Here is a 25,404-nt window from a genome sequence, read left to right as displayed (position 1 = left end):
GATGTTATGAATATATTACTCATAAACCATTACGCAGGATCAAATATCCATGGAATGGAATATCGACCCTATCATATGGCAAAAGAGTGGGTGAAGCAAGGGCATCAGGTGACAATTATTGGAGCGTCACATTCCCACATTAGAACCAACCAGCCTACAATTAGGGGAAAATGGACGGAAGAGCTGATAGACGGTATCTCTTATATTTGGATAAAAACGCCTGAATATGAAGGCAATGGTGTGAAAAGGTTCTTAAACATGCTTTCTTTTGTAAAAGAATTGCAATTTAACACGAAAAAGCTAGTGGAAGGCGTATCACCTGATGTCGTTATTGCATCATCCACTTATCCGTTGGATATTTACCCGGCCTCTGCCATTGCAAAGAAAGCCAATGCCAAGTTGATATTTGAAGTACATGACCTGTGGCCGTTATCCCCAATGTTGCTTGGAAACATGTCACCATATCACCCATTTATTATGATCATGCAAAAAGGTGAGAATGATGCATACCGCAAGGCCGATAAAGTGGTATCCTTTCTTCCAAAGGCTAAACAACATATGATTGATCACGGGATGGCACCTGGAAAATTTCATTATTTGCCCAATGGTATTGATGTTGAACAATGGAATGAAGCTACAGAAATCATTCCAAAGGAACATCAAGAAGTGATTAATCAACTAAAGAAGGATGGTCAATTTTTAATTGGCTATGCGGGGACACACGGCATAGCGAATGCCTTAGAGTATGTTATCGAAGCGTGCCAACTGTTAAAGGAAGAGAATGCTGCATTTGTATTTGTCGGCAAAGGTCCTGAGAAGGAACACCTGATGAAACAAGCGGAGCAAAAAGGTGTTAATAACCTGTATTTTTTACCGGTTATTAACAAAAAGGCGATACCTGATTTCTTAAGTCGAATGGATGCTTTATATATAGGATGGAGGAAAAGCCCTCTTTATCAATACGGTGTCAGTCCCAATAAGTTACTCGATTATTTGATGTCTGCAAAACCGATTATCCATGGGATTGAGGCAGGAAATGACATTGTAAAAGAAGCTTCATGCGGGATATCGATCCCACCTGAAAATCCGGAAGAAATAGCTGCTGCTGTTAAAGAACTCATGAAAAAAACGGAAAAAGAAAGAATGCAAATGGGTCTAAATGGTAAAAAATTTGTCATGGCAACCCATGATTATAAAGTGCTGGCAGAGAAGTTCCTGCTCATAATGAGTGATTAAACAAAAGTCCTTTTGGACTTATTTTAGAGGTGGATAGACATATGGAAACAATCCCTTACGCACTACCTTTCATCGAAGATGAAGAGATCAAAGAAGTAGTTGACACGATACAATCAAACTGGCTGAGTAAGGGTCCGAAAACGATTCAGTTTGAAAAAGCTTTTAGCGATTATGTTCATGCCAAGCATGCGATTGGCTTAAATTCATGTACTGCAGGGCTTCACATTGCACAGCTTGCGGCAGGAATCGGTCCAGGTGATGAAGTCATTACCACACCTTACACTTTTGTTGCAAGTGCCAATACCATTATTCATACAGGTGCCAAGCCTGTATTTGTTGATATTGACCCTATCACGATGAATATAGATGTTCATCAAATTGAAGCCAAAATTACCGAAAGAACTAAAGCGATTATACCTGTCCACTTTGCAGGATATCCGTGTGACATGGAGCCGCTCATGGAGATTGCCAAAAAGCATAACCTGATTGTCATAGAAGATGCTGCGCATGCGGTCTATACACAATATAAAGGCAAGATGATCGGGAGCATCGGGGACTACACTTGCTTTAGTTTCTATGCAACTAAGAATCTTGCAACAGGAGAAGGCGGCATGGTAACGACAAACAATGAGGAAGCTGCCGATCAACTAAGGGTTATGAGCCTCCACGGTATGAGCAAGAACGCTTGGAACCGTTACGCCGAAAGAGGATCCTGGTATTATGAGGTGGAGTATCCCGGATTTAAATACAACATGACAGATATTCAGGCTTCTTTTGGTATTGTTCAATTGAAAAAGCTTAATAAAATGCAGCAGATTCGGGAAAAATATGCGAAAATGTACAATGAGGCATTTCAAAACTTAGAAGGATTGATCACGCCTTATAGCGACGAAATTAATCGCCATGCCTGGCATTTGTATGTGTTACGATTTGAATCGGATCGGTTTACAATAAACCGAGGAGAGTTCATTGAAAAATTAAATGAGAAAGGCATCGGAACAAGTGTACATTTTATCCCTGTTCCTATGCATCCTTATTACAAAAAGCTTGGCTATAAAATTGAAGATTATCCTCAAGCATTGGCGGCATATGAAGGAGCCATCTCATTGCCTCTATATCCGAAAATGAGCGAGGATCAAATTCATCGTGTCATCAAATCTGTAACTGAACTGGCCGAAACGTATAAAAGATAAGCGGGCAGGTGAGCAATGTGGATGAAAAACAGCTTTATTACGAAAAAGGCAACAAGCTCAATGATGTGTTAAAAAGGACAATGGATGTCATATTATCATTGGCGGGACTGGTGATCATCTCTCCCCTCTTGTTCATTATAAGTATATGTATAAAGCTTGATTCAAGAGGTCCGGTATTCTTTAAACAAACGAGGGTAGGCCGGTATGAAGAGCCTTTTCAAATTTTCAAGTTTCGAACGATGATCGTAGATGCCGAGAAAAAAGGGAAACAAATTACTGTTGGCAAAGATTCCCGGATCACCAAAACAGGGCAATTTCTTCGGAAATATAAGCTGGACGAACTTCCGCAGCTCATCAATGTTCTAATAGGTGACATGAGCCTGGTAGGTCCTCGGCCTGAAGTGCCCAAATACACAGCTTATTATACAAATGAACAAAAAAGAATCTTTGAAATCAGACCCGGTATAACTGATTATGCCTCAATAAAATATCGGAACGAAAATGAAGTTTTGGCGAAAAGCGAAGACCCCGAAAAAACGTATATCGAAGAAGTAATGAGAGATAAACTGAGCTTGAACTTGAAATATTTGGATCAGCAATCGGTTATAAATGATGTTAAAATTATCTTTATGACGATTATAGCAATATTGAGATAGTGATTTAATGTTATTGCTTGTGAGATGGGATTATCTTAGTTCCATCCAGGGTTCATATTTTAAAAAAGTTCATTTTGTTGATGCCCTTATAAAAGCTTTATCCAGGGAACATAGATGTTTGGATAAGGAACTTTCACCATGTCGGCGCTTATGGTTGTGTTATTCGAGATTTTATGTAAATGTCAAATGCCGTGAAGAACATCGGATTCAAGTAAGAAAAATAGGTGGGTCTAAAAACAATCAGGAGGAAGAAAACAATTCGTTTTCTTCCGCCTGATTTTCCATTTGTGGGATCCCCTTGAAAGAAACTGGCGTGATCCCTATCACTTTGAGGGGATTAGGGCATGTTGTCACTACTTAAATCTAACTCCTAATAACCACTGATACAAACGGCTATCTAAACAAAGAAAAGATTCTTAGTATAATTAATAAAACCATCTATCCTAAATATTAGTGTTATAGTGAAATGATACTTTAATGGATATAACATGTAAAACAGTAAATTTCAAAAAACAATACCGGAAATTGTCAATAAAACTTTTTTCTGCTTCTTTTCAACATCACTATTTTGTGGTAATCTGACTTAAGGTTCGTGGTTTTATGTAGAAGGAGCGATTATATTGAAAATACCTATGTTAGACTTGTCCGAACAGTATAGTAAGTTGCGAGAAGAAATGATTCAGGCTCTAGATGAAGTCATGACCTCATCGAAGTTTATTTTAGGATCGAATGTTAAGCAAATAGAAGAGGCGATTGCAAACTATTCAAATGTAAAACATGGCATTGGGGTAGCCAATGGCAGCGATGCATTACATATTTCACTTCAAGCATGTGGAGTATCCGAAGGTGATGAAGTAATCACCACTCCATTCACTTTCTTTGCAACTGCGGGTGCAATTGCTCGTTGCGGCGCCAAGCCTGTATTTGTAGACATAGATCCAACGACTTACAATATAGACCCTGAACAAATTGAATCAGCTATTACAACTAAAACAAAGGCAATTCTTCCAGTCCATTTGTACGGTCAAAGTGCAGACATGGATCCTATTATAGGAATCGCCAAGAAACATGGTCTTTATATTGTTGAAGATGCTGCTCAGGCTATTGGGGCTAGATATAGGGGTAAAATGGTTGGTGAAATGGGAAATGCCGCATGCTTTAGTTTCTTTCCTACAAAGAATCTAGGTGCATATGGAGATGCCGGAATGATTGTCACTAACGACGATGTTATCGCTGAAAATTGTAGAGTACTAAGAGTTCATGGCAGTAAGCCAAAGTATTATCATCACGTACTTGGGTATAACAGTCGTCTCGATGAACTTCAGGCAGCTGTATTGAATGTAAAGTTCAAGCATTTAAATACATGGGTAGATAATAGACGAAATGCAGCCTCAAATTATACAAGTATGATCCAAAAAGAGTTCGGTGAACTAATAGATACACCTGTTGAAGCAGGTGGGAATTTTCATGTCTATCATCAATATACCATTCGAGTACCAGAGAGAGATACATTCCAATCCTACCTGAAGGAAAATGGTGTAGCTTCAATGATTTATTACCCTGTACCTCTACATTTGCAACCTGTATTTCAAGAACTGGGGTTGAAAGAAGGAGATTTTCCTGAAAGTGAAAAAGCAGCAAAAGAGGCTATATCATTACCGATGTTCCCTGAGATTAAAGAAGAACAGCAAAAATACGTGATCGAAACGATGAAAAAATACTTTTCAAAAAATTAAACTCGATTTACCCCTTACCTATCAAACTAAGGGGTTACTTCGTTTAACATCCAGTAATCTGGGAGGTGTTTATATTGTCAGGCCAAGAAACGGAAAAATATACTTTTTACGAATATCTAATATTTTTTTGGAAAAAGAAATGGCTAATTCCTATAATGCCAATTTTATTGATGATCATTGCAGGGATTATATCCACTCAAGGAAAAACTTATACAGGGACTTCTATAGTTTATGTGGGTTCAGTCACAAAGGAAACATGGCTTGAGCCCGATTTAATCCAAAGGGAATTGGATAAAGAGCTTAAGCAGGATCTAGACTATACCATTACCAAGGGTGAGAAAAGAACTACACTTAGCATAGAGGGAACCGACAAGAAGCAAGTTATAAATTCTTTAAAGCGCCTAACAAATCTGTACCATCAAAAGGTTAATGGTATCTATAAGGAGATGCATCGCTCTAAGGAAGATGAGTTAAATTACTCAAAAAAATATTTATTAGAGTTGGAAGAGTCGGCCCAGGAATATAAAAATGCATTAAAAGCTCCAAATACAGATACCTCCTTGGAAGCAAGGTATTTTGATTTGTTGCGTGAAATTGAAAAAAGGAAATATGATTATCTTCAGAAAATCAATGAAATTGAAGGTGAATTAATCCAGTTGGAGGAGCCACGAGTATTAGATACAGCAGTCAATGATCAAGGAGGGAATTTGAAGGCCAACCTCCTTATTGCAACAGTATTTGGCTTGTTTTTATCTGTCCTACTGTTGGTTCTTATGAAGTATATGGCAGATGCGAGAAGGGTGAAAAAAGCTTGATTCGTTTTGGAATGAAATCATACAAGCTTTAAATAAAATGAGGCAAGGTTTAAAGTGTTGCCCCATTTGACTTTTCATTCCAGCTAGGGTCGAAACGATTAAGGATCTTATAGAAGAAGCAAAAATTGTTTTATTGCTTACCGACCATAATAATTTGACTATGATTTACTTAGTGACTGTAAAAGCTAATGTTTAATATAGAAATGGAATGAAGTAAACCAAAAGCCCAAAAAAAGTATTTGATATTAATAAATGCATTGAGATGTAGGAGAGGTTATCTTTGTTTAAGCAAATTAAGAGGCTTGGGGGGGACTCTCTCCTTTTCGCTTTAATGAATGTAGGGACGAAACTTATAGCATTTTTAATGCTCCCTGTATATACACATTATTTGAGTCCGGGAGAAATGGGGATAATGGAAAATATTGACGCCATTTCCTCTATATTAACATTTGTTATTATTTTTGGAACGGACAGTGCCTTAGCCTATTTTTTTTACAGTACCGATAATAAAGAATTGAAGGAGAGGTATGTTCAGACTGTTTTAAGTTTCAGATTGTACCTGGCCTCTCTTTTTTTAATTGTATTCCTGCTTTTTGCAAAGCCTCTCTCTTTTTTGTTATTGGGGATGTCAGGATACGAGAAACTTTTTTATCTAACAGGAATCATACTCGTTTTTGAGGCAATAACCACTGTGATTCTTACTTATTTCAGATTCCAATTTAAAAGCCTGAAAGTAGTGATTTATACAGTTTTGCAATTAGGGGCTGTAGCAGTCATTTCTTTTTTGCTATTGAAATATTTTTCGTATAATGTAGATGCAATATTTTGGGCAAGGTTTTACAGTTTAATCCTAATATCAATAGCCTTATTTAGTACGTTATCAAAATTACTAAGAATAAAAATTGAGAAAGATTTGCTAAAAAAGCTCTTGGTTTACGGAGCACCTTTAGTTCCTGCTTCATTAGCTTTCTGGGTTATTACATTCTCTAATCGGATTTTTTTAACAAAATTTGAATCGTTGGATAGTGTAGGTATATATGGTATCGCTATGAAGATAGGCATGGTGATTACTTTACTTACATCTAGTGTACAAATGGCGTGGCGGCCCTATTCTATGTCTATTAGAGAAAAGCCAGATGCTGACCGTATATATGCTGGTATTTTTTACATTATTTTTATAATAGGTATGCTGGGGATTACCATGGTTGCTCAGTTGAGCCCACTTATTTTAAAAATGATGATGATTAATCCCGAATATATAGAAGCAAGAAACTACATCGCATTTCTAAGTATGAGTTCATTTCTTAGCTTTTACTACCTGATTATTTCTGTAGGTCTTTTCCTTAAGGAAAAGACAGGGGCTATATCAAAATATGTTGGGATTTCAGCAGTTATCAGTGTAATTCTGAACATCGTTTTAATTCCCTTGTTCTCCATTTGGGGAGCGGTAGCTGCCTTAATCATTTCTTATCTCTTTGTAAATGTCATCATATTTAAAAAGAGCCAAGAAGTATACTATATTCCTGTTAAGCCTGGCAAAATGATTATCGTGTATTTGGCAACACTAATAAGTATAGGGATGATTACCTTTTTGTATAATAATCCTCAACTTAATGCCATATTACATGTAGTACCATGGTTTTTGCTACTTGGATCCATATATTTAACAGGAATTTGGAAGGCCATCTTTGATAAAAAGTGAGTGGAGAATATTGTTTTATGTAGCAATCTGGATTATCACATTATTTATTTCCATATATCTTTTTAAAATTGTATCTGGATCATTGTCAATTTTAAAGCCAAATTTAATCTCAATAATATTTTACTATTCACTTCTGGTGACCAGCTTTATTGGAGCATTGTTTATAGTGTTAAATATAGATGAACATTATATGTTAACAAGGCTCCATAATGATGATTATCGGGAAATAGGCTTTTATTGGATTTGTTATATTATGATTTTCATGCCGTTAACAATGCTTTTGGTAACACGGTTGTTTGGCTTTAATGCGCATGGAGAATTTCATAATTATCTAAAGAAAAAAGTATCATTAAGCGCGAAAAAGGATAGAGATATATTTATTTTGATGACTACTCTATCTTTAATTTGTTTTTTAGCAGTTGTTTATATGATATTTATACTAGATAAAATACCGATTGTTGAACTATTTAGAGGCGCTTCAAACTTAGATGAATTGAGAATTAATGCTGGAAGAGGGTTTGAAGGAAATATAGTATTTAGGAATATCTTTGCACTTGGTCTTCCGCCAGTTTTATCTTTAATTGCTTACATTTATGCTATAAAAACCAAAAGCCTTCCTTGGTGGCTGTTGTTTTTAATGTTATTTGGCATGTCGATATTTGTAAGTGTGTATGACTTGCAGAAGGCTCCGATCTTTTTCTATGTATTAATGTTTATTTTGGTTAACATATATATTGGGAAACTTACTTTAAATTTCAGGTGGATATCTGTAATTGGTGTTTTCGGTTTCTCTTTTTTATTAGTCATGTATAAGGTCATTGGAAATATGTCGCTACTCAATTTATTATCTTATAATACGGGGCCAATAGGGCGTATGATATTATCCCAGATCTCTCCATTTTTTTTACACCTTGAATTATTTGGTGATAAAATTGATCCGTTAATGGGAAAGAGCCTGCCAAATATCATTTTAAATTTGTATGATATTGAGCATGTAAGATCTGCAAGGCTAGTTATGGAAGTATATTATCCAGAAAAAGTAGAAGCAGGGATAGCAGGAGTATTGAATACCATATTCGCTGGAGAAGCTTTTGCAAACTTTGGTTATGCTGGTATTGTTTTAGGTACACTATATATAGGTCTATTCGTACAGATAATATATATTTCTTTTATTCGTCTGCCTAAAAACCCTATACTCATTAGTTTATTTGTATATTTTACAGTAAATATTCCTCGGGTATTGGTGGGGGGCTTTACTGACTTTATATTTAATTCTTACTGGATCTTATTGTTCTTCCTTTTTGTAGGTATACTCATTCTAAGCCGCTTCAAACAAGAAATTCATAAGTATTACTCCGAGGTTTACATGAACCAAAAATCTTAAGGCTTGTAAAATAAAAAAGTGTTTTATAACTATGCATAAAGCCTTCTTTTTGAAATTTAAACAAGTAAAAGGTGAAGTTGGATGAAAAATATTATTGTATATTTTCCATATAAGCTAAGTGACAATCCAAAAACCGGTTCTAGTGTTAGACCTCATAAAATGGTTGAGGCTTTTAAGTTACTGGGTAATAATTATGGGATTGAAATAATCGTTATTTCAGGAGAAAGCAAACAAAGGAAAAGGGAAATAAAGGAATTTATTAATTCTGAGAAAATAAAAAAAACATTGTTTTGCTATATGGAAAATAGTACAATGCCCTATTGGTTAACCGATGAAGACCATGTTCCTAGACATCCTTTTAGTGATATTCGATTTTGGAAATTCTTGAAAAGAAACAATGTTCCCATCGGATTATTTTATCGGGATATTTATTGGAAATTTAAAGAATTGTATACGCTAGAAGGAGCTAAGAAGTTATTAACGCCCGTGATGCGCGCTATCTATCAAAAGGAATTAAGACAGTTCCACAAAATTGTTGATGTTTTATATCTCCCCTCATTAGAGATGAATGAATATGTAGGTTGGGATGGAAATATTGAAGAACTTCCACCTGGGATTGATAAAATGAAGAATCTAAGTAATCCAAAGATAAATGACAGAGTGAACTTAATATATATAGGCGGGATAAGTAAAAGATATGGAATAAAGACTTTAATTGACGCAATGGAAATATTATTACAAAAAAAGAAAAAGCATGTTCATTTGTATGTAATATGTAGAAAAGCTGAATATGAACAAAATACATTTCTAAAAGAAAAGGCTGAAAATGATTGGGTTACAATTGAGCACTTATCAGGAGAAAGTTTAATACAAGTGTTCAAAAAAGCTCATATCGGAATAGTTCCGATACAAAAAAATTCATATCATGACTTTGCAGTGCCCGTAAAATTGTTTGAATACCTCTCTTTTGGGTTGCCGCTAATCGTAACAGATTGTAGCGCGCAAACAAGGATCGTAAGGGAAGGCGGATATGGCTTAGTTATAAAAGATTCGGCTGATGAGCTTGCTCAATCTATTTTAAACATTATCCAAAAAAATAATTATATTGAGTATAAAAATAATATTCTACAAACCGCTTTTAAAAATCATTCTTGGTATGCAAGGGCTGCTAAAGTGTATGCAGATTTATCCAAAATAAAAAAACTTTTTTCGGAGGCATAGTACCCAAGCAAGGTAATTATCCAAGTCAAATATTTTAATAGCAAGGAAGCACTAGTGTTGCATAAAATTTGATGGGATTTTCCGCTTATTTGTTTTCCCTGTTAAGAGCCAAAAAAGTAAATACCTAACTACAGGTGGTTCCATCCATTTGAGATTTATTTATAATTAGACTTTAAGAGCGATGACAACTTACTTATCAGGGAACGCCTTTTCCTTCAATTTTTCGAAGCCAAATATGCGCTGGCTTCCACAAAGCAGCCCGTAGATAACGGCTGATTTGTAAGGTTTTTCGTTTGCTTCCTGTTTCTATTTGTTCGAGAACATGTAGGCAAAAAACAATCAGTGCGATGAACACTTGATTTTGGATGTTTGGGATTCTTGCCCCGGGGAAAGAATCCCAAACACCCCGCCGACCACGTTCGTGTTCTTTGGCATTGATATGACGGCTTTTTCGGGATAGGAAGTTCCTTTTTCCATAAATACAAGGCGTAGATGCAGTTTCACGCCGGCTTTTGTTTTGCGGAACTTTTCCCACCTATGGTTAGTTAAATTCAGTGGCAATGTGCTTGAATCTATGATTTTTAACGACATTACAAGTTTTGTATAGTGATTTTTGGCATGAATTTGTGGGACTAAGTCAAGGAAAAGCCTTTGAAATAGATCTGGATTCATGCCATTTAATCGGCGTGACAGCTACGAAATACTGATCGAATCAAGGTCAATCTCTTTTTGAAAATGATCATCGAAAAGACAATCACTTAGCGTATGAAGACTTTCTACTTCATGTAGCTGAGAAAAAAGCAGTAATTTTAGGAATGACTCTGTCGTTAATTTTTTCGTATAGAAATCTAATTTCATGGTTTTCACCTTAGAAAAAAATGGACGTACTGTTCAGGAAATTTACAATACCATTACCGAACAGGGATATAAAGGTCCCTATAGTTCTGTACGAGTGCTAGTTACCGAAATTCGCAGAAAACGAAAACAGAGGGACAAACACTTCAGCCATCAAGCTATTACACAAGAAATGAAATTCGTCGAGCTTTATGGCAATGGAGGTATTCTACAAAAGAAAAAGACAAGGCGTTCGTTGATGATTTCTTAAACGATATCCAGAACTACGCCCCTATTTTGCTTCATTCAAGGCTTTCGAGAGGCGGTTTCAAACCGGGATAAAGAACATTTACGGGAAATTGTCCTGTTTGAAAAAAGGGTTCTTACGCACTTTTGATGGGTGTTATTTGACAATAAAATGGGAATATAACAACCAAAAGGAAAAAGAGCGTGATACTCATGAAAAATGTTCTGAAACGACTAGATCCCTTTCTTAAGGTTGAATCGGTATTAGAGGAATCTGATCGAATGGAGTTTGTTGTGTTTGTTTCCTCGTCTTCCGCCCTATGCCCAACATGCGGCAAGCGTTCGTTTAATCGTCATAGCTCCTATATGCGTAAGATTTCAGATCTCCCTATAGAAGAACGTAAAGTTTTTATTCATGTAAAATCTTATAAATGGTTCTGCAAAAATAGCAAATGTGAGAGACAAGTATTTACAGAACGACTACCTTGGATAGCTCCTTATCGCAGACGTACTCAGCGACTGGAAAATGCTCTTCGAGAGGTTGCATTTTCAACGCATGCAATGCAGGCAGAAAAAAGTGTGCCGGACATTAGGTATGCCGGTTAGCCATGATTCTTTATTGCGTCTTATCTACAAAACACCTCTGCCAAAAAAGGAGAGTCCCTTTCGTTGGTATTGATGATTTTGCTTTCAAACGGCGACATAAGTATGGGGTTATTATTTGCGATGCTCAAACATCTCATCCCATTGACTTATTACCCGATCGAACAGCTGAAACATTTAAGACATGGTTGCTGGAAAATTAAGCAGAATACAAGCTGAAACAAGTAAGAACAACTGAAACCAAAGAATTATTTAATGCCTGCTTGACGCAAATGCCTTTCACTTCTAGCTCAGAAAAAAACAAATTAAGTTCATTCGGCAGTTGATTATATTGGCTATTTTGATCTATTATAGTAGGAACGCCTCTTCTGTGGTAGTGATCTCAGACAATCTCACTGTACCAAAAAATGAGGTGTTTTTTCATTTCTTACTGCAGATGTCAAGGTTATGATTGGCAAGCCTTCGTACTAAGACTACCAATGATTACACACTAGTTGATTGGTGCGAAAGTTGAGTTAATTACCATTCATAGAGCTGAGAATACCGATGATTTTGAAAAAATGAGTCGGATTATTGATGCTTTTTCTCAAATAAAAGGGCCAAAAGTTTGGCCAGTCCACCCACGTACAAAAAAGAAGCTTCATTATTTTGGACTGGATATTAACAAGATACCTGATCTGCATATTATTGAACCAGTCGGATATTTAGATATGTTGAAATTAGAAAATCTTGAATTGAAAATTGTAACATTCAGGCGGGGTTCAAAAAGAAGCATATTTCATGGAAGTTCCTTGTGTTACTTTGCGTGAGCAAACGGAGTGGGTCGAGACACTGGAATCGGAAGCTAACATTGTTGGTACGGATACTCAAAAGATCGTGGATGCTGTATATAAATCAATTTCGCCGAACTATGAAGCATATTTTGGAGAAGCGGATGCATCTAAAAAAATTGTTGAATTGTTGTCAAAGTAATTAACTGTCAAGCTTTTCTAAGGCGTATAAAGCGTTTTTCCTTATTTTGTAAAAAAGCAATACAGGCTGTTATTAATAGATAAGACAGAATGTATTACCTCTCCCGTATGATTAAGCTACTATTTCCCTTTGTTTTTTTGTGTTATAATGAATTCCGTAAATGAAGCGTGAATCTCACAATATTAAAAGGTTGTTCGTGCTTGTGAGTTTTTTTAATGATGAATTTCGGGGATACTTTTACTAAGTTTCTGCATTATAATTTCGTATGGCAAGTTTTTGATCATACGTCGTATGTTATTTAATTGGGGAAGTTATAAGCTTGCTCAATAAAATCACATAACAATTTCTTAAGAGTAGGGGAGGAGGTCAATTTTGACCATTGTAAATACTTTATTAAAGAAGATTGAAGTGAAAGAGGCCATTATTGGTGTCGTTGGACTTGGTTATGTAGGATTGCCGTTAGCTGTTGAAAAAGCGAAGGCTGGTTTTAAAGTCATTGGCTTTGATATACAAGAAAGTCGAGTAAACCTTGTGAATGAAGGTCATAACTATATTGGCGATGTCGTGGATGAAGATTTGTCAAAAATGGTGAAGTTGGGAAGATTGGAAGCAACAACTGATTATCAACGTATTCAGGAAGTAGATGCTGTAGCCATCTGTGTTCCAACACCGTTAGATCGGCATATGCAACCCGATACGTCTTATGTACGCCAATCAAGCAAGGAAATAGCAAAATATGCACATGAAGGCATGCTCGTTGTACTGGAATCGACCACATATCCCGGAACAACGGAAGAAATTATTAGCCCGGTTTTAGAAGCTAATGGGCTTGTCGTCGGAGAAAACGTATTTGTCGCCTATTCACCGGAACGCGTCGATCCGGGTAACAAGCTTTATAATACAAAAAACACTCCCAAAGTTGTTGGAGGGATTACCTCAAATTGTACAGCAGTAGCTTCAGCGCTTTATCGGGCTGTACTGGATGGGGAAGTTCATGAAGTCTCAAGCCCCGCTGTTGCAGAGATGGAAAAAATATTCGAAAACACATTCAGGCATATCAATATCGCATTGGCAAATGAAATGGCTATTTTATGTGATAAGATGGATATTGATGTTTGGGAAGTGATTAATGCTGCAAAAACAAAACCGTATGGTTTTATGGCATTTTATCCCGGTCCTGGCCTTGGCGGCCATTGTATACCAATCGATCCATTTTACTTAACCTGGAAGGCGCGGGAGTACAATTATCATACAAGATTGATTGAATTAGCGGGTGAAATCAATAATTCAATGCCTGAATTTGTCGTGCATAAATGCTTGGAAATATTAAATGAGTTTGGAAAGGCATTAAAGGGTTCAACTGTAGCAGTTCTTGGTGTTTCGTATAAGAAAGATATTGATGATGTAAGAGAATCGCCATCCCTTTCCATCATTTCCATGTTGAAGCAAAGAGGGGCCGAAGTGATTTCAATTGACCCACATGTAGCAAGTTTTAAACTTGATCATCAAGTAGTTGAAACGGTTCTTCTCACTGAAAAAGCAATCCAAAGTGCGGATTTAACTCTAATTCTGACGGATCATAGTGCCTTTGATTACGATTTAGTAGCCCGGTCAAGCAAAGCAATATTTGATACTAGGAATGCAATGAGTAAACAAGAAAAAATGGACAACTATTATAAGCTCTGAAAAATATAAGTAAAAAAAACAATAAATAATAGGCATGTCCTACTATTTATTGTTTTTTTATCGTTTTTTAAAGGAAAGCTAAAGGGAGACATAAACATGAGAATATGTTTTTTGGCGCCGGCCAATTCCATTCATACAATCAAATGGGTAAATGCTTTTGCTGAAAAAAATTATGAAGTTCATTTATTGACAATACATACACCTGATATAAAAGCATTGCATCCCAAGATCAAAGTTCATAAATTGTTGTTTCACGCCCCTGTAGGATATTATTTGAACGCATTGCAAGGGAAAAGGCTGTTAAACAAAATAAAGCCGGATCTATTTCATGTTCACTATGCAAGTGGATATGGGACTTTGGGACGGTTAATCAACTTTCATCCAATGATCTTGTCGGTGTGGGGGAGCGATGTTTTTGAGTTTCCTTATCAAAGTCGCTTCAAAGAGAAAACCTTGAAAAGGAATTTACAGAGTGCTGATCAAATCCTTTCAACGAGTTATAGTATGAAAATCCAAACAGAGAAATTCCTAAAACCGGAAACTGATATCAGGGTAACCCCATTTGGGGTTGATACGACAAAATTTAAACGTTACGAACAGAAGGAAAGCCTAGATAACAGTATAACAATCGGTATGATAAAACTTTTGGAGCCTATTTATGGAGCTAAATATTTAATTGAAGCATTTGCGAAGGTCTTAACCGACATAGGAAACAATGATGAGAACAATACAATAAACCTTAAGCTTTTGTTTGTAGGTGATGGGAGCGGGAGGGAAGCATTAGAACAAATGGTAGGAAAAAAAGGAATACAAAAGCACGTTGAATTTGTTGGGGCTGTTCCAAATGATCAAGTACCATTGTGGTTGAACCGCATCGATGTTTTTTGTGCACCGAGTCTTAGTGAAAGCTTTGGTGTGGCAGTAATTGAGGCATCTGCTTGTGAAACTCCTGTTGTTGTCTCAAATGTGGGGGGATTGCCGGAAGTTGTAATAGATGAAGTTACCGGTTTTATCGTAGAACCGAAACATGTGGAACAGTTGGCGGAGAAAATCCTTATTCTTGTTAATGATCAATCATTGCGCAAACAGATGGGGGCTGCCGGTAGAAAGTTTGTATTAGAGAATTATGCTTGGGAAAAGAACGTAGGCACTATGGAAAGCATTTATATTGAAACGGTTACAAATAAAGGTTCTATGTCAAATGTTGGGGTGGAGTGAGATGCAATCTCACCCTACCCAACATGACTTTCGTTAGGTTATTAATTCCCTCCAAAAAACCATTTGAGTAATCAAATAAAAAGCTGTTTAATACCTCTGTCTGCCAGTTCTTGAATGTACGGATAGCCTTCTCAAATTCAGGGATACCCTCTTGTTCTACCTTCCTGTAAAAACCCAATAATCTCTGCTTCGTTTCTTTGATCTTAACCTGTCCATTTTCCTTGGCTTGCTTGAACCAACTGCAGTAGGACTCTTTCAATTCGTAAGCCCTGCGAAGTTCTTCATCCATCCCAAGATACCTGTCCAAATACCAGCGTTCCTTTTCGGTTAGCTTTGCACTGTCTTTATAAAACACATAGCGCATCCTTTTACATTTTTTACGGTCATAATCATTCCATTTAGATTGGATTCTTCTTCTGACTCCGTCAAAAGCCCAATAGATATAACGACAAAAATGAAAACGATCGGCTACAATAACCGGTTTCCCCAATGCCTTTTGGACAGCTGCCTTAAAAGAAGGACTCATGTCCATAATGACTACATCCACATTGGTTCCATGTTTTTGGAGATAATCCTTGATGGTCTTCTTTTTTCGATTTGGCAAGATGTCAATGGGTTCCTTGGTCTCCCCATCCGCAATAATCAATTGATATTTTCCTGTCTTTGTATCTCCTTTGTATTCATCGAGGGCAATCACTTTTGGCAGCTCTTGGACCTCTGTCATTTCCTTTACGGCCAAACGGTCAAATCTGCGCATGACGGTTGATACGGAGACACCAAACTGCTTGGCAGTTTCCTTAAATGTCTTCGCTTGCACTATCCGTACGGATAGTGCACGATTCCATTCGATAGAAAGCCGTTGATATCGATGAACAAAAGGATTCTCCTCCGCAAATCGCTTCCCGCACGAACAGGCATAGTGTATTTGGCAATCAAGGTATGTATAAAATGGCAGGATATTTATTTTGTAAGATTGATAAATATTCATCGCTCATTAACGCTTGACATGGAGCCTCTGCGAGCATAATGTCTGTCGAAGGGCGAAAGGTCAATAAACCACTCTTTCGCCAGGCGAAAAGCCTACCATGCTCGCCACTCCATGTAAAGCGATCGTATGCAAATAATATACTGCCGAAACCTACATTGTTAAACTGCCACTAACAGGCATAGCGGCGCTTTTTGTAGAAATGGTAAGTTAACCGCTCAAACCACTTTAAATGTTTGATCTTTTGAATACGATAATCGTGAACTTTCTTGGTTTTCTTCCCACATCTGGGACACTTGTGTACCTTGACAGGCATTTCCACATGAAGCACAACACGATCTTCCATTTCCTCCACTTTTGTAATCCACAGATCTTTAAGACCAGGGATTTTTATGGTAAAATTCATTTGCACGCAACTCCAATCTTTGCTTGTTTCTAGACAATTCAAGTATAAAAGAATTGCATGTTTGCGTGTATTTTTTATGGGCAAATTGTGTGAAACCCCAACATTTAGTATAGACCCCAAAATAAAAGGCTGCACCAAAAAGGATAACCCTACCCTTTACGGTGCAGCCTTTCTTTGCTCATTTATTCATTTATGCTTTCTCCGGTGTTGTCTATGTTGTCTTCTATTTCAAGGATCTGGCTTAATTTATTCCTTACTTCATTAATCGATTCAGTATGAGGAACAAAATAGTAAACATCATTGATCCTCGTGTCTTCACCTTCAAGTTGCAGTATGTTGATCTCTTGATTTTTAATTTCGTTGTAAAAATTTCTGAGTCCGAGTAGTTCGTTTAATGATATGTTTGTTTTCGTGCTGTCGCTTACTGCATCAATGGCATTATCAATTTTGGCCAATGAGCTGATGGAAAGAGCTTTATCTGCAATGGCTCTAAGTGCAATCTGCTGTCTTTCCTGGCGTCCAAAATCACCGCGCGGATCTTCTTTTCTCATTTGTACAAATGCTAATGCTTCACGTCCGTTTAGTTTCGCTTCCCCTTGATTGAAGTATATCATGTTTCCGTCCATACCCACTTGCTTAAAGTCAAATGGAACATCAACCGTTATACCGCCCAGTTCATTGACAATGTCCTGAAAGCCTTTAATATTTGTTTCGACATAATAATCAACAGGGAGTTCAAATAAATCTTCGACGGCTTGTATAGTTGCTTGTACTCCGCCAAATGCATAGGCATGGTTGATTTTATCTTTTTTGCCTTCTGTTTTAATGTAGGTCCTTGTATCCCTTGGAATGCTTAAAGTGGCCACTTCTTTCGTCTCTGGATTCAGTGTGACTAACAATAAGGCATCCGAGCGGCCAGGACCGTCTTCTAAATAATCCTCTACACCGATAAGTAGAATTGATACAGGATCCTTACCTAGTTTTACATCTTCTATCCTATATTCTGATTTTTCGCGTTCAAGTTCGGTATATGACTTCCCGGCAGCATTTTTAATTGTAAAAAATAAGTAGCCGCCATATGTTAAAGGTGCCCCTACTAAAAGTAAAATTATGAAAAAGACAAATATTTTAAGTTTCTTTCTTTTTTTCTTCTTTTTTATTAACCTGGTTTGTTCCATGCACAGGTACCTCTTTTCAAATTAAATTAACAGCTCAAATGGTTGTCTAATATGAAGGACAACTTGTACCGGTAGTGATGAATGCAGCGCACTCTTCCGTTTTTTGCAAAATCGTTGTTTCGTGCGGTTTTTCAAATCATCGGCACCATTTTAATATTCTACAAAAGAATAGCATACTGAAGTCTATTTTTGAAGATGTTTGGCGAAGATTGTAAAGCTGAAATTGTGACAGTAATATTAAGTTGCTAAATAAAAAAAGCTCCGTCCTTTGGTATCAATGAGTTTCCGAAAATCTAAATACCCAAAGAAAGGAGCGTCTTTAGGGTGCAGTTCACTACAAATCTAGTCATTATAACAGTTGTCCTTGGGTTGAACCACGCAAGCATTATTTCCAGTTTATGAATTCGCCCAGTTTTGGAAAACTTGGTTGTTTTAGACAGGTTAAGGAAAGGAATCCACAACTCTTGTTGCGGAAGATCATGATTGGATTGTTTCTTGTCACGGGTATGGCTAACTGGTTCGCCATTCCTGTTTTTAAGTCTGCACTTTTACATACTATCCATTATATCACAATATTTCAGCAGTATTTGTAAGAAATGGTGGAGTATCATTTAGGAAGGTAAATTCTCTGGTTTGCTCGATTTGTATGCTAAAGATTCCAAGTTCGTAACCATTTTTTTTAAAAATAGATTTTTCGGAAACAGGACATTTATTGCCCAGGTAACGATTCACATAATAAATGACTTCTTTCGTAGTCGATATGTTCATGCAGTTTGTTAAAACATTTTTTTAAAGAAGCCTGGCTCATTTTTGGGGCTTATCAAAAAGGATGCGCTGTTTTCGACTAATCCTAAGCGAGATTCGACTCCCTCTTTCAAGCGGGTATTTGGACGTATCTTCCCGTTGATGGAATTGTTCGGTTTATTTTTGTGAAAAAATCCCTATCATCGCTACGTCAACATATTTCGCTTTCCGCAGGTCTCTTCAGCTTCCTCGGAAAGCAAAGGTCGCTTTCCCGCGGGATCTTCAGATCGAGCTATTCCCGCAGGAGTCTACCTATTTTGACTACGCTAAAAGCTTGCGTATTATACACTAGGACAATTGATCCCGATGTAAGGTGCCGTAAGCCTCCCACATCAAAATCTTGAGTGAATACAAAAGGTCTAAGTGTGAGAAACGGCACCTAAATGCCCGATTGGTTCAACTAACATTCATCAGGAGATGGAAAAAAACTCCTACTGAATGAAGTTTCACTTTATTGTTCGTTTTTTCATCAGCTGATTTAGTCGTGTCCCAGCCCCCCACTATATTAGATATCTTCGGTACCCTGTAACCTGTTGGGAACTCTTCTGCAATTTCAGTTGTTACGTCTTCTGGAACGCGAATTTGACTTCCGGCAAACGTGTCTGCCCTCATTTCAATTCAACTCTACTTGATATTCACTCCAATGTTATCCCCGATTGTTGTATAAAAATCAATTTGCCGCTTATCGTAGTCAAAAATTCGGCGCGCGTTCATTTTGATCGGCAATTTTTGATAGTCACAGTAGCGAATAAACATGAAGTGGCTCGCGGAAGAGAGTTCGGCTAGGCGCTCAAATGGAATTTCAATTTCATACAGCTCTCCGCCCGCATGGCGAATGGGCAACTCGATTTCATTCAATTCGTTATGACGCTGGCGAATGACAAATGAATGTAGTTTGTCCATATAGTCACCGTAAATCTTGACTCGTAATAAAAAACGATCAGCTTCCTTGACTTGGTCATGGTACAGTGCGAGCATTCTGATTCGGGCCCATTGGTACGGCTCATCAAGGGGCAGTCGGTAGTATGGCAATCCCTGCCGAATGACTGTTTCTTTTGTCGTATCTTTCAGGCTCCACTCAATTAATCTGACAATGTCGTCATAGCGATTTTGCTTGAAAAGATCAACGAGCACTTTATGCCAAGGTTCGAAAAAATTTTCGGTAAAGTCGTACCGCAGCCCTTTCGTCGTTTCCAACACCTCCGCAAATTTCTTGTAATACTTGTCTTTTCGAAGTGATCGCAAGAAATGGTGGCGGTTGAACAGCCTGGTGATGCAATCAAATTCGTATAAACGGTTCAAAACCATCCGCTCAATGTTTTCCGGCAACTGTTTCTTGATGACATTCCGAATGACTTCCAAGTTCGTATCCGTTTTTTCAAAAATAGATGTTTTGGAAACGAGGCTTTTATTGTCCCGATAACGATTGACGTAATAAATAACCTCTTTTGTAGTCGATATGTTCGGACAGTTGGTTAAAACATCAATGAAAAATTGTTTATCTTCCGCAAACCTCATATGCGGAAAACGGCAGTTGTGTTGTCTTAAAAATTCCGTTCTCATCATTCTCGCCGTCGGCCCCAAATGCTGAAAAATATGGGGAATCGTGCAGGGATTTATCGATTCTCGATACTCGCAACTGTTGTACTCTCCAGTGATGACAAACTTATTATCTTCCACTTTAATCGTTCTTCCAATCCCGTAAGGATCTCCCGTTTTTTCTAACAATTGGTGTAGGACTTCAATTCCGTTTTTACTGAGCCAGTCATCTGAATCAATAAACATGAGATACTTGCCTTTTGCCAAATCAATTCCGACATTTCTCGGCTTCGCAGGAGAACCGTTATTGCTTTTAAAAAAAACGGGAACGATATTTGAATAAGAACGGGCGTACTCCATAATGATCGGCCGCGAATTGTCTGTCGACTTATCATCCAGTATCAAAAATTCGATATTTTCAAAGCCGATCGTTTGCCGGATAACGGAATCAATTGTTTTTCGCAGTGTTTTTTCCGCGTTATATACAGGCATGACGACCGAAACTTTAAATTCCCTGTTCCGGTTGGCTGGATGGACGTAATAACCTTCAGGATTATACTCAAACCGCGATCTTCCATTTGTAAAAGTGGCATACATGCGAGTCAGGAATGAAAACATGGTAATCCTCCCATAAGCGTATCAGTTAACCGTATTATGAGCTTTACACCCTCATTTTATAAGTTCTCCCCGGTTTATTACCCGATTCATTGGACATACTTTTCAATATGGCATTCCAAATGGAGCACGGTGATGGTGATGAGTAAAAAACTTAAAAAAAAGCTTTTAAAAATATACAAAAAGACGTTTAGATGGTTGGCCTTAATATTGCCGAAAAACAAGAACCTCATTGTGTTTGAAAGTTTTTTGGGAAAGCAGTACAGCTGTAATCCAAGGGCTATTTATGAATTTTTAAGAGACCATCATTCGGGATATAAAATGGTGTGGAGTGTTGATAAGCGTTGTACGGAGAAATTTGACAAACACGGTATCCCATATGTCAGGCGCTTTTCTCTTGAATGGCTTTTTACGGTGACCAGAGCGAAATATTGGGTGACGAATTGCCGATTTCCGCTTTGGATGACCAAATCCCCGAAAACCATTTATGTCCAAACATGGCATGGCACGCCGTTAAAAAAGCTCGGACTTGACATGGAAGAGGTGCACATGCCGGGGACAAACACGAATAAATATAAGCGAAACTTTGTAAGAGAATCCGGAAAATGGGATGTTTTAATTTCACCGAATGCATACTCGACGGAGATTTTTAAGCGGGCATTTCTTTTTGGAAAAAAAATGATTGAAGCGGGCTATCCCCGGAACGATTTTTTAATCCATAACAACAATACTAAAAAAATCGCGGAAATCAAGAAGTCATGCGGCTTGCCAATGGAGAAAAAGGTCATTTTATATGCCCCGACATGGCGGGATAATCAGTACTACGGCAAAGGCCGGTATAAATTTGACATTCAGCTTGATTTTGCAGCCTTAAAAAGGGAGCTTGCCGATGAATATATCATCATATTCCGGCTCCATTATCTTGTTGCGGAACATCTTGATCTGTCAGGCTATGAAGGATTTATGTACGATTTTTCCCAACATGAAGATATTCGTGACCTGTATCTCATTTCGGACATCCTTGTTACCGATTATTCTTCCGTCTTTTTTGATTTTGCCAACTTAAAGCGGCCGATGATTTTTTTCGTGTATGACATTGAAGATTACCGGGACAAATTACGCGGCTTTTATTTTGATTTTGAAAAAGAGGCCCCGGGTCCCTTGGTTAAAACGACTGATGATCTAATTCACGAAATTAAGAGTATGAAATATCAAATCGACTCTAACACATTGCAAGCTTTTTATGACAAATTTTGTTATTTGGATAAAGGGAATGCCAGTGAACGGGTCGTCAATGAACTATTCAACGTACGCCCGCTGTGAAAGGGTTTTTTCATGAAATCTGCATGGAACGTCTTGAAAGAGCAAATCGGGCATTTCTATTTGATCCGGAGGCTGTCCCTTTATGAATTAAAAAGCAAAAATAAAAGCAACTACCTTGGGATGGCGTGGGAAGTGATCAGCCCGGTCATTCAAATTTTGATATACTGGTTCGTTTTCGGGAGCATCCGCCAACGGGCGAATATCGAAGTGGTTCCCGGGTTTGAAGTGCCCTTTATCTATTGGTTGCTGGGCGGTTTTGTGTTATGGACCTTTTTTTATCAAGCCGTCATTCAAGGGTCAAAATCGATTTATACACGTTTGCTCATACTGTCAAAAATGAATTTTCCGATGAGCGTTATACCAAACATCGTCATTTTCTCGCAGTTTTACACGCACTTGATATTACTTGGCATTACAATCCTGATATTTCAAGTATCCGGCTATTTTGTGACGATTTATTTCTTGCAAATCTTTTACTTTATTTTCGCGACTTTTTTCTTGGTATTCGCCATTTCGTTGATTACGTCCACGTTGTCGACGATCATTCGCGATGTACATATGCTGCTGAACGCGACATTGAGAATGCTTCTATATTTGTCGCCTGTTTTATGGCAAGTCACCATTTTAGAAGACCCGCTTCCGACCATTATGAAAATCAATCCACTATATTATTTAATTGAAGGATATCGGGCCGCACTGTTTGGAACGGGCTGGTATTTTGCCGAACATTGGAGATATTCGCTTTATTTCTGGGCGGTCGCCATTATATTGCTCCTATTTGGCGCAAAACTGCATATGAAATTCAGAAGACATTTTATTGATTACTTATAACAGGTCGTGATGATATGGAAAAAGCAATTATCGCCAGAAACGTCACTAAAAAATATAAATTGTACAATGGAACGAAAGAGCGCCTGTTTGATTTGATTTTTCCCAAAGATTATGGCGAGGATTTCTATGCATTGGCCAATGTCAGCTTTGAAGTTGAAAAAGGCGAATCCGTCGGGTTTATGGGCATGAACGGATCAGGGAAGTCAACGTTGGCGAACATCGTCGCCGGGATTGTTCCCGAAACGTCGGGTACGGTGGAATTAAGCGGACAGGCGGCATTGATCGCAGTAGCGGCAGGACTCAAAGGAGACTTGTCCGGGCGGGATAACATTGAATTAAAGCTGCTCATGCTCGGTTTTTCGAAAGAAGAAATCAAAGCATTGGAACCGGAAATCATCGATTTTTCGGAGTTGGGAAAATTCATCGATCAACCCGTGAAGTCATATTCAAGCGGTATGAGATCCCGTCTCGGATTTTCCATCTCTGTCCATATCGATCCCGATATTTTACTCATTGACGAGGCACTTTCCGTTGGAGATAGGGCGTTTGCTGAAAAAAGCCTCGATAAAATGAAGGAATTTAAAAAGAGGGGAAAAACGCTCATCTTCGTTAGCCATTCACTCGGACAGATGAGACAGTTTTGCGAAAAAATTCTTTGGCTTGAGTACGGGATGGTGAAAGGTTTTGGCGCCGTGGATGAAATGATTCCGCAATACGAAACATTTTTAAGCGATTTTAAAAAAATGTCACGGGAAGAAAAGGAAATGTACAAAGAGAAGGCCATGGAACGACAGAAGGAATTCCTTTTGCCACAAGTATAATCTCCCATCATTTACATGATAAAACCTGTGGTACTTCACCTCATAGCTACACATGATAAGGTGGAGGAGGAAGGTTCCAGTGATATATGTAATGCCGTTGATTTGTTTTATCATCTCGATCGCTTTGACTCCGGCCGTGAAACGATTGGCCTGCTATTGGGGAGCTATCGATCAGCCGAATCAGCGAAAAGTTCATCAAAAGCCAATGCCGCTTTTGGGCGGTCTTGCCATCTTCGCCAGTTTTTTGGCAGGTGTCATTCTCGTTTTGCCATTCGACCAGCGTGTGTTCACGATCGTGGTTGGCGGAGTCATCATTGTCATGACTGGCATCCTTGACGACATGCTACAATTACCTCCACATATGAAACTCCTTGGGCAGATCGCGGCAGGCGGCGTTGTCATCTATGGCGGATTGGTGATCACCGAATTGAACATTCCGTTTGGAGGGCAGTTCGTGCTCGGCTTTGTTAGTGTTCCGATCACTCTGTTGTGGGTGGTCGGTATTACAAACGCCATCAATTTGATCGACGGGTTGGACGGGTTGGCTGCTGGCGTATCGGCCATTGCTTTTTCTGCCATCACCTTCATGGCATTCCTTCATGGTGATTTTTTTGTACTCGTTCTTGGATTGATATGTATTGGCAGCACCCTCGGCTTTCTCGTGTACAATTTTTATCCGGCTAAAATGTTCATGGGAGACACCGGCGCCTTGTTTCTCGGCTACATGATCGCTGTTCTCTCCCTTCTCGGATTTAAAAGCGTTACCTTTATCTCCTTCATAATTCCGATTATCATGTTGGGTGTGCCCATTTCTGACACGCTATTTGCCATTATTAGACGTATTCTTCATAAAAAACCAATTGCCGCCCCTGACAAAGCTCACTTACACCATTGCCTGCTGCTAATAGGGTTTTCCCACCGGCAAGCAGTGCTTCTGATCTATGCGATTGCGGCTCTATTCAGCCTGGCCGGAATTATTTTTTCCATGGCCACCGCCTGGCTGTCCATCGTCATCCTTTGCATCTTGATCATTGCCTTGCAAATTTTTGCGGAAGCCCTTGGTCTTGTGGGCGAAAACTACAAACCGCTTCTGACCATGATCAGGAGAAAATAGCTGAATTTTCTGCGGGTTATGCTTCTACAGCCCGTCTTTAATCAAAATTTGTCTGGGAACATCGCAAATAACTTTTTAAGCCACCGTTTCAAGGTAAATGACCGGGAAATCCAAAGCTTGTTTCAAAATAGAGTGCTAAAAAATCGACTTAATTGTGGCCGCGATCACCACATATCCACGATTGTTTTTATAAAACTTTGAGCCAATGCTAATTATTTTCCCAAATTGGATGAATTGAAAGTAACCCTTCGTGGCTTGAAAAAGGAAATGTTGTATGTTATGCAGC

At 38.2% G+C, this 25,404-nt stretch carries 18 protein-coding genes and 4 pseudogenes; 17 read left to right on the top strand and 5 right to left on the bottom strand.

Annotated features, from left to right (window positions below; all coding sequences use genetic code 11):
- Positions 1-6 precede the first annotated feature (6 nt).
- From NST31_RS08665 to NST31_RS08630, 8 genes are all read left to right on the top strand, one after another.
- Positions 7-1,236: a glycosyltransferase family 4 protein gene (locus NST31_RS08665; protein ID WP_339165052.1), complete on the top strand. Its 1,230-nt coding sequence runs from the start codon at positions 7-9 to the stop codon at positions 1,234-1,236.
- A 41-nt stretch (positions 1,237-1,277) separates the two neighbouring features.
- A complete protein-coding gene (locus NST31_RS08660; protein WP_339165050.1) occupies positions 1,278-2,429 on the top strand; it encodes a DegT/DnrJ/EryC1/StrS family aminotransferase in 1,152 nt (383 codons plus the stop codon).
- 17 nt (positions 2,430-2,446) lie between these two features.
- Positions 2,447-3,085 (top strand): sugar transferase, encoded by a 639-nt coding sequence (locus NST31_RS08655; protein WP_328799787.1) that lies wholly within the window; start codon positions 2,447-2,449, stop codon positions 3,083-3,085.
- A gap of 620 nt (positions 3,086-3,705) precedes the next feature.
- A complete protein-coding gene (locus tag NST31_RS08650) occupies positions 3,706-4,821 on the top strand; it encodes a DegT/DnrJ/EryC1/StrS family aminotransferase (RefSeq protein ID WP_205179196.1) in 1,116 nt (371 codons plus the stop codon).
- A gap of 74 nt (positions 4,822-4,895) precedes the next feature.
- Positions 4,896-5,636, top strand: coding sequence for a hypothetical protein (locus NST31_RS08645; RefSeq protein WP_205179198.1), 741 nt, complete (start codon positions 4,896-4,898; stop codon positions 5,634-5,636).
- A gap of 280 nt (positions 5,637-5,916) precedes the next feature.
- Positions 5,917-7,338 (top strand): oligosaccharide flippase family protein, encoded by a 1,422-nt coding sequence (locus tag NST31_RS08640; RefSeq protein ID WP_205179207.1) that lies wholly within the window; start codon positions 5,917-5,919, stop codon positions 7,336-7,338.
- Positions 7,325-8,722: an O-antigen polymerase gene (locus tag NST31_RS08635; protein ID WP_339165046.1), complete on the top strand. Its 1,398-nt coding sequence runs from the start codon at positions 7,325-7,327 to the stop codon at positions 8,720-8,722. The genes NST31_RS08640 and NST31_RS08635 overlap by 14 nt, the downstream gene beginning before the upstream one ends.
- A gap of 81 nt (positions 8,723-8,803) precedes the next feature.
- On the top strand, positions 8,804-9,943 hold the full coding sequence (locus tag NST31_RS08630; RefSeq protein ID WP_205179209.1) for a glycosyltransferase: 1,140 nt from the start codon (positions 8,804-8,806) through the stop codon (positions 9,941-9,943).
- Between the two features lie 196 nt (positions 9,944-10,139).
- Here NST31_RS08630 and NST31_RS08625 read toward each other — a convergent pair.
- Positions 10,140-10,831: pseudogene (locus NST31_RS08625) on the bottom strand (DUF4372 domain-containing protein); the annotation flags it as partial.
- Positions 10,832-11,236: 405 nt separating this feature from the next.
- On the opposite strand from NST31_RS08625, the gene NST31_RS08620 reads away from it, so the two are divergent.
- The 5 genes from NST31_RS08620 to NST31_RS08600 all read left to right on the top strand — a co-directional run bounded on the left by NST31_RS08620 (position 11,237) and on the right by NST31_RS08600 (position 15,502).
- Positions 11,237-11,629, top strand: coding sequence for a transposase family protein (locus NST31_RS08620; protein ID WP_205179211.1), 393 nt, complete (start codon positions 11,237-11,239; stop codon positions 11,627-11,629).
- Positions 11,630-12,186: 557 nt separating this feature from the next.
- A complete protein-coding gene (locus NST31_RS08615; protein WP_268920973.1) occupies positions 12,187-12,435 on the top strand; it encodes a hypothetical protein in 249 nt (82 codons plus the stop codon).
- Positions 12,407-12,598 (top strand): UDP-N-acetylglucosamine 2-epimerase, encoded by a 192-nt coding sequence (locus tag NST31_RS08610; RefSeq protein WP_268920967.1) that lies wholly within the window; start codon positions 12,407-12,409, stop codon positions 12,596-12,598. Before NST31_RS08615 ends, NST31_RS08610 begins: the two co-directional genes overlap by 29 nt.
- A 372-nt stretch (positions 12,599-12,970) precedes the next feature.
- A complete protein-coding gene (locus NST31_RS08605) occupies positions 12,971-14,284 on the top strand; it encodes a nucleotide sugar dehydrogenase (RefSeq protein WP_205179216.1) in 1,314 nt (437 codons plus the stop codon).
- A 96-nt stretch (positions 14,285-14,380) separates the two neighbouring features.
- Positions 14,381-15,502, top strand: a complete 1,122-nt coding sequence (locus tag NST31_RS08600; RefSeq protein WP_205179217.1) for a glycosyltransferase — start codon at positions 14,381-14,383, stop codon at positions 15,500-15,502.
- Here the strand turns inward: NST31_RS08600 and NST31_RS08595 are convergent.
- From NST31_RS08595 to NST31_RS08580, 4 genes and pseudogenes are all read right to left on the bottom strand, one after another.
- Positions 15,477-16,421: pseudogene (locus NST31_RS08595) on the bottom strand (ISL3 family transposase); the annotation flags it as partial. The gene NST31_RS08600 and the pseudogene NST31_RS08595 sit on opposite strands and share 26 nt — an antisense overlap.
- Before the next feature lie 241 nt (positions 16,422-16,662).
- Positions 16,663-16,893: pseudogene (locus NST31_RS08590) on the bottom strand (transposase family protein); the annotation flags it as partial.
- A 182-nt stretch (positions 16,894-17,075) separates the two neighbouring features.
- Complete coding sequence (locus NST31_RS08585) at positions 17,076-18,071, bottom strand: LCP family protein (RefSeq protein ID WP_339165044.1); 996 nt, start codon at positions 18,069-18,071, stop codon at positions 17,076-17,078.
- Positions 18,072-19,499: 1,428 nt separating this feature from the next.
- The gene (locus NST31_RS08580) at positions 19,500-21,032 is read right to left on the bottom strand and encodes a glycosyltransferase (protein WP_339165043.1); all 1,533 of its coding nucleotides are present in this window, start codon (positions 21,030-21,032) and stop codon (positions 19,500-19,502) included.
- 180 nt (positions 21,033-21,212) lie between these two features.
- Here NST31_RS08580 and NST31_RS08575 point away from each other — a divergent pair.
- The 4 genes and pseudogenes from NST31_RS08575 to NST31_RS08560 form a co-directional block, all read left to right on the top strand.
- Positions 21,213-22,352 (top strand): annotated as a pseudogene (locus NST31_RS08575) (CDP-glycerol glycerophosphotransferase family protein); the annotation flags it as partial.
- Positions 22,353-22,364: 12 nt separating this feature from the next.
- Positions 22,365-23,183 carry an ABC transporter permease gene (locus tag NST31_RS08570; RefSeq protein ID WP_339165041.1) on the top strand — a complete coding sequence of 273 codons (819 nt, stop codon included), beginning with the start codon at positions 22,365-22,367 and terminating at the stop codon, positions 23,181-23,183.
- A gap of 14 nt (positions 23,184-23,197) precedes the next feature.
- Entirely contained in the window at positions 23,198-24,004 is an 807-nt protein-coding gene (gene tagH / locus NST31_RS08565; RefSeq protein WP_339165039.1) for a teichoic acids export ABC transporter ATP-binding subunit TagH, read from the top strand.
- Between the two features lie 79 nt (positions 24,005-24,083).
- Positions 24,084-25,118 (top strand): MraY family glycosyltransferase, encoded by a 1,035-nt coding sequence (locus NST31_RS08560; RefSeq protein ID WP_339165037.1) that lies wholly within the window; start codon positions 24,084-24,086, stop codon positions 25,116-25,118.
- The last annotated feature ends 286 nt before the right edge of the window (positions 25,119-25,404 follow it).

It is taken from the genome of Siminovitchia sp. FSL W7-1587, from assembly GCF_037963795.1.
Lineage (GTDB): Bacteria > Bacillota > Bacilli > Bacillales > Bacillaceae_C > Siminovitchia > Siminovitchia thermophila.
Note: the sequence above shows the minus strand (reverse complement) of the source record. Positions and strands in the feature narration are given on the sequence as shown.

Coding starts and splice junctions, on each gene's coding strand:
- NST31_RS08665 (WP_339165052.1), top strand. CDS start 7: ATGAATATATTACTCATAAACCATTACGCAGGATCAAATATCCATGGA.
- NST31_RS08660 (WP_339165050.1), top strand. CDS start 1,278: ATGGAAACAATCCCTTACGCACTACCTTTCATCGAAGATGAAGAGATC.
- NST31_RS08630 (WP_205179209.1), top strand. CDS start 8,804: ATGAAAAATATTATTGTATATTTTCCATATAAGCTAAGTGACAATCCA.
- NST31_RS08620 (WP_205179211.1), top strand. CDS start 11,237: ATGAAAAATGTTCTGAAACGACTAGATCCCTTTCTTAAGGTTGAATCG.
- NST31_RS08615 (WP_268920973.1), top strand. CDS start 12,187: ATGAGTCGGATTATTGATGCTTTTTCTCAAATAAAAGGGCCAAAAGTT.
- NST31_RS08610 (WP_268920967.1), top strand. CDS start 12,407: ATGGAAGTTCCTTGTGTTACTTTGCGTGAGCAAACGGAGTGGGTCGAG.
- NST31_RS08600 (WP_205179217.1), top strand. CDS start 14,381: ATGAGAATATGTTTTTTGGCGCCGGCCAATTCCATTCATACAATCAAA.
- NST31_RS08585 (WP_339165044.1), bottom strand. CDS start 18,071: ATGGAACAAACCAGGTTAATAAAAAAGAAGAAAAAAAGAAAGAAACTT.
- NST31_RS08580 (WP_339165043.1), bottom strand. CDS start 21,032: ATGTTTTCATTCCTGACTCGCATGTATGCCACTTTTACAAATGGAAGA.
- NST31_RS08570 (WP_339165041.1), top strand. CDS start 22,365: ATGAAATCTGCATGGAACGTCTTGAAAGAGCAAATCGGGCATTTCTAT.
- tagH (WP_339165039.1), top strand. CDS start 23,198: ATGGAAAAAGCAATTATCGCCAGAAACGTCACTAAAAAATATAAATTG.